The organism is Lactococcus cremoris subsp. cremoris NBRC 100676 (genome assembly GCF_001591705.1).
Classification (GTDB): Bacteria; Bacillota; Bacilli; order Lactobacillales; family Streptococcaceae; genus Lactococcus; species Lactococcus cremoris.
Map to the genome: position 1 here is coordinate 45,632 of NZ_BCVK01000007.1, position 9,786 is coordinate 55,417.

Sequence of the window (9,786 nt, forward strand, 5' to 3'; positions counted from 1 at the left end):
TCACTTTTGGTTGAAAGTAGCTCCACCTTTTCGGTGTTCCTTTCATCTTAGTTTACTGCTATTAAAAGCATACCTTACAATTCTACACTATGAAAGGTCTTTTGTCAAGGCTAAATCTCTTTAGAGACAACAATATAGCGATTATATTCTTGCCCTTCTGAATGACTTGACACACCATTTTCTTGACCAATAATCGTGTGAACAATTTTACGCTCGTTAGATTGTAAATCATTGATATAAACAGTTTCACCCCCACGCGCACGCTCTGCTGCCCGGTGAGCCAAGCTTACAATGTAAGCTTTCCGTTTTTCATGATAATCTCCAACGTTTACAGCGACATTCATTCGTGTATTTAAAATGCTGTTTGCATAGGCTTTTGCTAAAATCTGTAAACTTTGCAAAATTTTCCCATGCTTACCAATAAGTAGAGCATCATGGTTAGAAGTCAAGTTAAAGACCGTCAAATTCCCATCACGAGAAACTGAAACACGAGTTGCAATTCCCATTTCTTGGGTAATCGTGGTCAAGTAGCTTGAAATTTTTGAAGCAATTTTTTCTTCTTCATTTGAAACTTCTTTTTTAGCTTCAACTTCTTCTTTAACAGCTGCAACAACATCAGAAAAATCTGTTGTTCCTTGGCGATTTTGAACAACTGTTTTTTTGGCCACTTCAATAATCGCATTACGCTCTTCTTCAGTGATTTCGCCGTTTTGTTCTCTCTCAGCCGCACGAACCGCTTTAACAACTTGACTTAGCTCAAGCGTTGCTTCCATTGCGGATTGTGATTTAGGAACGCCAAGATTAATTGTATCATCTACACCACGTTCAGCCAAATGATCAGCTTTACGCACCGTTTCCTCATGGATTGGCTCGATATTAACCCGAGCCCGTTTCTTTCCAAATCCCAAGAAACCTTTTTTATCTTTTTGTTCAATATGAATATGAACATTCTCGCGCTTAACGCCTAATCGATTTAAACCACGATCAATTGCATCTTCGACCGTTTCACCAGTAAAAATAGCCATAATCAAACTACTCCTGTCATATGATAAAGCCTATTGACAATTTCTAGCACAACTTCCAATTAAAATAAAAACTGCCAATGGTATTTTTTATTTTTTTCTTGCCTTCTTCAATGCTTTTTCACGAGCTTTAACTTTATCTTTTTCGACCTGTACCTTAGCTTCTCGCGCTGCAATAATCTTGTATGGATTAGCTAACAACATCGTTTGAAAGACTTGGAAAGCATTAGATATTACCCAGTAAAGTGCAATTCCGGACGCAAAGTTTACACCCATAATCAAGATGAAAATCGGCATAATATAAGTCATTGAAGTCGTCATTGCATTTCTTTCAGGAGCAGACTTCATCATTAAATATGAGCTCAAGAAAGTAAAGATTGCTGCCAATATAGGTAAAATAAAAGTTGGATCTTTTGCTCCAATTTCAAACCAGAGGAAAGTTCCGTGTTTCAAAAAGTCTACACGAGACAAGGCTTGATAAAGTGCCCAAAGCACTGGCATCTGAACAACCAAAGGTAAACATCCCATATAAGGGTTAACTTTGTTTTCAGCATAAAGTTTTTGAATCTCTTCATTCATCAAACGACGAGATTCCATATCTTTGCTTGGATATTTAGCCTGAATTTTTTTAATTTCTGGCTGAATTTCTTGCATACGTTGGCTAGATTTGATTTGGATATTCATCAACGGGAGCAATGCCGCCCAAATAATAATTGTGAATAAAATAATACCAACTCCGGTCAAACCACCAAATGACAAGAAACGAATAACCTGCGCAAAGCCATATACGATTTGATCCCAAAGATTGCTTGAGCTACCTGTTACTGCCGTGGTTCCACAGGCTGTAAGTAACAAAAGGGCAGCTCCCGCCATTGCGATCAAACTAAATTTCTTTTTCAATCGTTTTCTCCATCCACATAGATTTTTGACAACTTCAACACGTGTCTCAGATTTTTCTTTACTTCTTCAAAACTAAGTGTCTCAACACCCGAACGAGCGATGATTACAAAATCTTCATCTACCAAATAAGGTTTAAATTCAGCTACTGCATGTCGCAAAAGACGTTTAATTCGATTACGCAAAACCGCATGCCCAAGTTTCTTACTTACTGATAGCCCTACACGAAAATGAGGCTGATTTGTATTTAATTTATATACTACAAATCTTTTATTGGCAAAGCTATGTTTCGCTGAAAAAATTTGGTCAAAATCCTTTGAGCGTTTAACGCGATATGTTTTTTTTATAGCCAAGCCACTCTCTCCCATTTTAGAAATTATCGTACTAATTTTATCATAAAGTTGCTAAAAAGTCACTATTTCAAATGAAAACGTTCTTTTATTCAAAATATTCCATAACTCCTTTTTGTTTGTTATTCTAACTTTGTTTGATAGGAATATTTTATTCTCTTAAATACTATGTTTATCATTAAGCGTACTAAGCAGATGATCTACCATATAAGTAAACGACTCTTCTTTAGAAATTGAGCCTGACTGACGAAAATAACCTAATTGCGTCAAAGTAATAAAGCCGTGCAAAGTTGACCTAAACATTCGACTAATATGAAAATTCTCTTCTTCTGATAAATTAAAATTTTCTAAACTACGACGAACCAAGCGAATATTTTCCTTTGCTAAATATTCAAGTTCACCATTATTTGTCTGATGTATCACATTAATTAATTCATAAACTGCTTCATATTTTTCGGCAAATTTTTTATAGCTTTCAGCATAAGCTCTAAGGGCGGCTAAAGGCGTCAAGCCTACCATTGCATGAGTCAATTCATGATTTAGTTCTTTTTGTAAGTAAACTGCAGTCGCTACTCGGACTTCTTCCATATTTTTAAAATGATTGTAGAGTGACGGAGCTTTAATTCCAAAATATTCTGCTAAACGAGGGAAACTCACATTAGAGAGTCCAATTTCACTAGCTAACTTGATTGTCGCTTGAACAATTTTATCGCGGGTTAATGCAATCCTTGCCATAATAGGATTCCTTTCAGTACCTTCTGATTAGAAAGTTTTCTTGAAGTTTGAGATTTTTTTCATCTCAAAGCATCTTATTTCAGTATAAAACTATTCACTCTCTTTTTCAAGTGATGATTCGTCATTGACAAACTACGAACAATAGTTTTATAATATTATTATGAATACATCAAGAAAGAAGTACATTTATTCATGAAAGAATCATGGCAACGAAATTTAATCGTCCTTTGGTTTGGGACATTTATGACGGGAATTGGCTCAAGCCTTATTTCCCCTTTTATATCACTCTATATCGGAACACTAGGTCACTATTCAAAAACAGAATTAAACATTTGGTCTGGGCTGGTTTTCTCATCTACTTTTATTGTTTTAGCCATCGTTTCTCCCCTATGGGGAAGATTAGCTGACCAAAAAGGTCGAAAGTTGATGCTCTTAAGAGCCTCTCTCGGAATGGCCATTTCAATTTCTCTAATGGCTTTCGTCACGGCTGCTTGGCAACTCCTTATTTTGAGAATGTTGCTTGGTGCTTTTTCTGGCTTTGTATCCAATTCAATGGCTTTGATGGCAAGCTCGGCACCCAAAGAAAAATCAGGTTCAGTTTTATCATTACTCACAACAGGTTCTGTAGCTGGAACATTAATCGGACCTATAGTTGGTGGGGTCCTCGTTAATATAACTGGATATCGTCGTGTCTTTAGCGTTACAGGTATCATCATGTTCCTTGTTTTTTTCCTTGCACTTTTTTTGGTCAAAGAAACTTTTAAACCAGTTGAAAAGAAAAACATGCTCTCCTACAAACAAGTATGGGAAGTTGTCACACACCCTGCAATAATATGGGGAATGTTTTTCGCAACATTGATTACCCAAATGACCAATCAATCCATTAATCCTGTTCTTTCACTCTATGTACAGGAACTCATGCATGGTCAAGGGAATATCACTTTCATGGCTGGGCTTGTCGCCGCCGCTCCAGGAATAGTAACCTTAGTTGCTGCCCCGTTTTTAGGGAGACTTGGTGATAAAGTCGGTCAAAGAAAAATTCTTGGCTTTGGACTTTTCTTCTCACTTATTGTCTTTTCAATTACCGCACTGACAACTAATGTTTGGTTTCTGATTGTTATAAGACTCTTTGTCGGAATTTCTGATGCTGCGATTTTACCATCTGTTCAAGCTATTCTGGCCAAAGAATCTCCTCAAGCTGTCACCGGCCGTATTTTCTCTTACAATCAATCCGCTCAATCAATCGGTGCCTTTGCTGGTCCTCTATTAGGCTCAGCTATTGCTGGTTTTATCGACTATCGTTATGTATTTGTAGGTTCAGCAATCCTTGTCATCTTCAATCTGATCAACTACTTTACACACAATAATTCAGTTACACTAAAAAAGTAATTGTATAAAAAGAGCTTCATTTTTGAAGCTCTTTTTTTGCTTGTTCAATTTGCTTCTTAATCGATTCAAAACCAGTTCCACCTAAAGAATTCCTTCTTGAAACAGCCGTTCTAGATTGCAAAATTTCATAAACGTCTTCTTCTATTAATTGAGACAAAGCTTGATAGTCTTTTAAGCTCACCTCTTGAAGATAAATTCCTTTTTTTATGCATGTTAAAACTAATTGACCTACTAATTCGTGTGCCTCCCTAAAAGGAAGACCTTTTGCCGCAAGATAATCAGCCAGCTCGGTTGCATTTGAAAAATCTTGCTCTGTCGCCTTTTCCATGTTTACACGGTTTACAGTCATGGTTGACAACATTCCATCCATAACACTCAATGATGTTAATATGGTATCAGCACTGTCAAACATTCCCTCTTTGTCTTCTTGTAAGTCTTTGTTGTAAGTTAAAGGAAGTCCCTTCATGACAGTCAATAAAGACATAAGATTTCCATAAACTCTTCCGCTCTTTCCTCGAATCAATTCAGCCATATCTGGATTCTTTTTTTGTGGCATGATGGAGGACCCCGTAGAATAATTATCTGATAAACTAACAAAATTGAATTCATGACTAGACCAAAGCAAAAGTTCTTCACATAATCTTGATAAATGCATCATCAACAAACTAGAGTTTGACAAGAATTCCAAAATAAAATCACGATCACTGACAGCATCCATGGAATTAGCATAGGCTTTCTCAAATTGAAGCAAATTTGTGGTTAACTCCCTGTCAATTGGAAAAGTAGTTCCAGCCAAAGCTGCTGCTCCTAAAGGATTCATATCAGTATGTTTTACATTAAATTCAAAGCGTTCAAAATCTCGAGTAAACATTTGATAATAGGCCATTAAATGTTGGGCAAAAGAAATCGGTTGGGCATGTTGCAAATGAGTATAACCCGGAAAAAGAGTGTCAACATGGTTTACAGAAAGATTTACAATAGTTTCACGAAGCGTTCTTAAAGCTTTTAAAAGATCAGATAAAACACTTTTGAGATAGAGGTGCATATCGGTTGCTACTTGATCATTTCTAGACCGAGCGGTATGAAGTTTTCCTGCAAGTGGACCAATTTCATCATGAAGATAAGTTTCCATATTCATATGAATGTCTTCATTTTCAATTTTGAACTCAATTTGACCCTTCATAAGTTTTTCTTCTACTTTTATCAGCCCATTAGCAATTGTTGTAGCTTCCTCAGCAGTGATAATCCCTGTTTCACCTAACATTTTCACATGAGCTAAAGAGCCCTTTAAATCAAAAGGAGCAAGTCTTTGTTCAAATTTAATTGATGCACCAAATTCTTCAGTTTGTTTATCTAATGAGGCTTCAAAACGTCCTCCCCAAAGTTTTTCTACCATTCTCTCACTTTCCAAATTTTTTCATCTTTTATTTGAGATTTACTTGAGCATTAACCTGAGTAGGCAAGCCCCAAAGTTTAATAAATCCAACTGCCGCTGCCTGGTCAAACTCATCAGCTGCAGTGTAGGTTGCCAATTTTTCACTATAAAGAGAATTGGTTGACTTACGTCCTATTGGAGTCGCTAAACCTTTGTATAATTTAATTCTCACGATGCCATTAACTACTTTTTGTGTTTCATCAAGGTAAGCTATTAAAGCTTTAGTCGCAGGATTAAACCATAAGCCATTGTAAATCAAATTTGCTAATTCATTTTCAAGAACGGGCTTGAAATGTGCTAATTCTCGAACAAAAGTTAAATCTTCCAAATCCTTGTGGGCTTTTAATAAGGTAATAGCAGCTGGACATTCATAAAATTCACGTGATTTAATCCCAACCAAGCGGTTTTCAATATGATCAATCCGACCCACACCGTGTTTGCCTGCAATAATATTCACTTCTTTAATAATTTCATGCAATTCCATGATTTTTCCATTCAAAGCAATTGGCAAACCTTCTTTAAACTCAACTTCAATAAACTCAGGTTCATTCGGAGCATCCTCAACAGAATTAGTCATGAAGAAAGCATCTTCAGGGCAGGTATTCCAAGGATTTTCAAGAACTCCTGCTTCAATGGCACGTCCCCATAAATTCATATCAATAGAATAAGGATTATCCAAATCAGCAGGAATCGGAACACCATTTTGATTAGCATACTCGATTTCTTCCTCACGAGCCCAATGCCACTCACGGACTGGAGCAATCACTTCAAGTTCTGGCGCAAGTGAATGGATTGCTACTTCAAAACGAACTTGATCATTTCCTTTACCTGTACAGCCATGAGCAATTGCGGTTGCCCCTTTTTCTTTAGCCACCTCTACTAATTTTTTAGCAATTAAAGGGCGGCTTAATGCTGATACTAAAGGATATTTATTTTCATACATCAAATTTCCTTTGAGGGCAGCACCAACGAAGATTTCAGCGAATTCGGCCTTACAGTTTAGAACAACAGACTCTACCGCACCAACTTGGAGTGCTTTATCATGAATAAAATTCAAGTCCTTCCCTTCACCAACATCCATGCAAGCGGCAATGATATCAAAACCTTTATCAGTCAGCCATTTTACAGCGACACTCGTATCCAATCCACCTGAATATGCCAAGACAATTTTTTTGTTTCCCATCATTTTTCTTCTTTCAAATTAATATAAATGCAATTGTACAGCATATTTATTCATTTGTCAACATTTTTGTATAAATATGCGTTTTTTTATTTTAGTTATTCTTATTTCATATTATTTCTGGAAGGTAATTAACTATGGTATAATGAAATTAGATAAGGGAGCGGAGCCATGGCAGAGTGATAATGCAGCGGACTCGAAATCCGTCGAACCTTGTAAAGCGGCGCAGGGGTTCAAATCCCCTTGACTCCTTATAAGTAGAGTTCTTTATTCTCAACTCTATTATATAAGAAAAATGATAGTATTAAATACGCTTACTCCTTTTCCTCCTGTATGTATAAGATTACATCAGGAGGTTTTTTTATTCAAAATTATCAGGTTCCATATTCTCATTAATCAAATATGAATAGCACACATATCGAATATTAAGGAAAAAATTTAACTGTAGGAAAATAAAAATATCCAAATCAAATGAAAATTAGTCTTCTCTATCCATTGCTTAATTAAGTAAATTTACAAGAAATTGTTCATAAAATACCACGTTTCAAAATCAGAGATGACAATTATAATAATTTCATAATCTACTTCCCAATATCTATAACCTTGATAGATGAATAACACAGAAAGCTCTTGTTTTTTAAACTAAATCTTCCAAATCAACATACTTAGGAATCTTAACAGGCTCAAAAAAAATGATAGGAATAACCTATCATCATAAAACAATCTAAATTTAGATTTGAAAAATACATAAACTATTAAATAGGAAATAATCACTAGGAAAGGATTAGTCCTCACAAAACAACCACTTAGTAAGTCACCTATCAATATTGAGCGCAAACAACAGATAAATGTCTGCTTTTATGTTTTTTAGAACAGGCACTTTATGAATTCTTTATAAGGTAGGTAATTTTAGCATAAATAAAAATTGACTAATTTAGAAACATATAAATTTCTAAAAATTATCTTTTTCAAAATATTCAACCATTGCATAGACTCCTACAAAAAATAGTAAAAAGAAAGTCATGAATTGATAGCGTGTTTTCACCTCCCAAATGATGGTATGAAAAAGGCTTATTCCAAATATTATCAATAATGATAATAAAATAGAATTTCTAGGAATTGGTTTCTTACGTAATAATTCTAAAACTAAAAAAAATAAAAACAGACTTATTAAAGCTTTCGAAAATACTTGAGAAACTAAAAAGATAAGTTTAGAATATTTTAAAAATAATTTTGGAGCAAAAATATAATTCTTTTGATAATCTGTCAAAGTTTGAAAAGTTCCTTCATGCCACAAAATACCATATTTGTTGATGAAGTGTAACCCCAAAGTCAGTGGTCTATAATTTAATAATCTATTTTTAATTCCTGCGATATCAGCATTTTGAGCCGAAGAAAAACCTTCGTGATTCAGAGTATAACTGCGATCAGCTTTGTTATATTGACCAATTTTTTCTTGATTCAATCTCATATAAATCCAGTGCACCACAGGGAATTGCTTAGGATTATTAGCATTATAATGATAAGTTGCATCAAAAATTTTACTCGTACTAGTAGCAAGTATAATTCCTAAGAAACAAAAAATAAAAAGCTTACTGACTAATTTAAAAATATTATTTTGTTTTTTATATGTGAAAAGTCCAATTATAAATAGAGCTACCAGAGCAATGATGATATTGGGTCGCATTAGATAGCCATAAGCAAAAACAAAGGTGAGTAATATCAATTTCCACCAATTTAGATGATTGTATTCAAAAAGAAAGATTAAGAGTGATAAAGCGAGTATACTAGCTCCATCAGTATAACCAACTTGTATAATAAAACTATAAAATACAGGAAGAACTATCGCTAACAAGCCTGCAAGTGCAGCACTTTGTGGTTTTTTGTGCCAGAGGGTTAGCAACGTTAATACAAGACTTCCTATAAGTAAGCTAATATTATATGCAAAAAAAATAGGATAAAAACCAGTGTGTAAAAACTGCCCAATTTTCATCATCCAACTGTATAAAATAGTTAGGGGAACAAGATTTTTATATTGTAAAATCCAGTTACTCCATTCAAAATTATTTTGACTAATTTTTCTAGCCATATCAATACATATTTGGACATCACCAAATAGATGAACTCTAAAGAAAACGACATTCAGTATGGCAAGGATAGTCACGGCTAAAACAGAACCTATAACAATGTTTCTTAATTGTCGTTTGGAAGATTTTCTCAGTAAGCCATTGATAAATCGTAATATAAAATATAGAAGGACCATGGTTATTATAACAACAAACGGGTTAACGTTACCTGATTCAGTAGAGAATATGAAAATCATCATTAACAAAGCAAGGGAAGTTAAACCAATTAAACAATAACGGGTAAATTTTTCGAGTTTAATCAAATCTTATCTCTTTTCTTGGTTTTGATTAAATACAAGATGAAATACATTTCCACTGGGGAAATTATCAGATAGAAAAAACCACGCTCCACAAGCTTCAGCATACTCGTTGATAAGAGAAAGTCCAATAGTTGTTCTTGTTTCTAGAGTATCATCGGAAAGATTGAGCTTGGAGATAGCCTTCTTCTCCTCGTAAATAAAATTTACCCCTTCATTGGAAACAGAGATATCAATAGAATCTCCTTGTCTTAATAAAGCTATTTTTAATACACTTTTTGGATCTTCGGTTTTACTTGCGTTCTCTAAAAAGATTCGGATAATTTTTTTTAAAATTACTTCATCAATATGAAGAGTAGCATTTAGTTCTTTATCAAAACTAATTTTTTGTGGTA

9 protein-coding genes and 1 tRNA gene are annotated in these 9,786 nt (G+C 34.6%); 2 read left to right on the forward strand and 8 right to left on the reverse strand.

The genetic code is table 11. The features are described 5' to 3' along the window. Positions 1 to 110: 110 nt before the first annotated feature. The 4 genes from jag to LLA01S_RS02115 form a co-directional block, all read right to left on the reverse strand. Positions 111 to 1,025 (reverse strand): RNA-binding cell elongation regulator Jag/EloR, encoded by a 915-nt coding sequence (gene jag, locus LLA01S_RS02100; protein ID WP_061777768.1) that lies wholly within the window; start codon positions 1,023 to 1,025, stop codon positions 111 to 113. 87 nt (positions 1,026 to 1,112) lie between these two features. Next, positions 1,113 to 1,922, reverse strand: coding sequence for a YidC/Oxa1 family membrane protein insertase (locus LLA01S_RS02105; protein ID WP_061777769.1), 810 nt, complete (start codon positions 1,920 to 1,922; stop codon positions 1,113 to 1,115). Continuing rightward, positions 1,919 to 2,272, reverse strand: a complete 354-nt coding sequence (gene rnpA, locus LLA01S_RS02110; protein ID WP_011675185.1) for a ribonuclease P protein component — start codon at positions 2,270 to 2,272, stop codon at positions 1,919 to 1,921. The genes LLA01S_RS02105 and rnpA overlap by 4 nt, the downstream gene beginning before the upstream one ends. 156 nt (positions 2,273 to 2,428) lie before the next feature. Then, positions 2,429 to 3,004: a TetR/AcrR family transcriptional regulator gene (locus LLA01S_RS02115; protein WP_011675184.1), complete on the reverse strand. Its 576-nt coding sequence runs from the start codon at positions 3,002 to 3,004 to the stop codon at positions 2,429 to 2,431. Positions 3,005 to 3,196: 192 nt separating this feature from the next. On the opposite strand from LLA01S_RS02115, the gene LLA01S_RS02120 reads away from it, so the two are divergent. Further along, on the forward strand, positions 3,197 to 4,393 hold the full coding sequence (locus LLA01S_RS02120) for a multidrug efflux MFS transporter (RefSeq protein WP_061777770.1): 1,197 nt from the start codon (positions 3,197 to 3,199) through the stop codon (positions 4,391 to 4,393). 16 nt (positions 4,394 to 4,409) lie between these two features. Here the strand turns inward: LLA01S_RS02120 and argH are convergent, their stop codons facing one another. Then, positions 4,410 to 5,789 (reverse strand): argininosuccinate lyase, encoded by a 1,380-nt coding sequence (gene argH / locus LLA01S_RS02125; RefSeq protein WP_061777771.1) that lies wholly within the window; start codon positions 5,787 to 5,789, stop codon positions 4,410 to 4,412. 28 nt (positions 5,790 to 5,817) lie between these two features. Next, positions 5,818 to 7,011: an argininosuccinate synthase gene (locus LLA01S_RS02130; protein ID WP_061777772.1), complete on the reverse strand. Its 1,194-nt coding sequence runs from the start codon at positions 7,009 to 7,011 to the stop codon at positions 5,818 to 5,820. A 162-nt stretch (positions 7,012 to 7,173) separates the two neighbouring features. Here LLA01S_RS02130 and LLA01S_RS02135 point away from each other — a divergent pair. Continuing rightward, positions 7,174 to 7,260: transfer RNA gene (locus tag LLA01S_RS02135), tRNA-Ser, on the forward strand. A gap of 700 nt (positions 7,261 to 7,960) precedes the next feature. Here LLA01S_RS02135 and LLA01S_RS02140 read toward each other — a convergent pair. Next, a complete protein-coding gene (locus tag LLA01S_RS02140; protein WP_061777773.1) occupies positions 7,961 to 9,397 on the reverse strand; it encodes a hypothetical protein in 1,437 nt (478 codons plus the stop codon). A 3-nt stretch (positions 9,398 to 9,400) separates the two neighbouring features. Next, on the reverse strand, positions 9,401 to 9,786 hold a 386-nt coding region (locus LLA01S_RS12510), incomplete at its 5' end, for an ATP-binding protein (protein WP_061777774.1).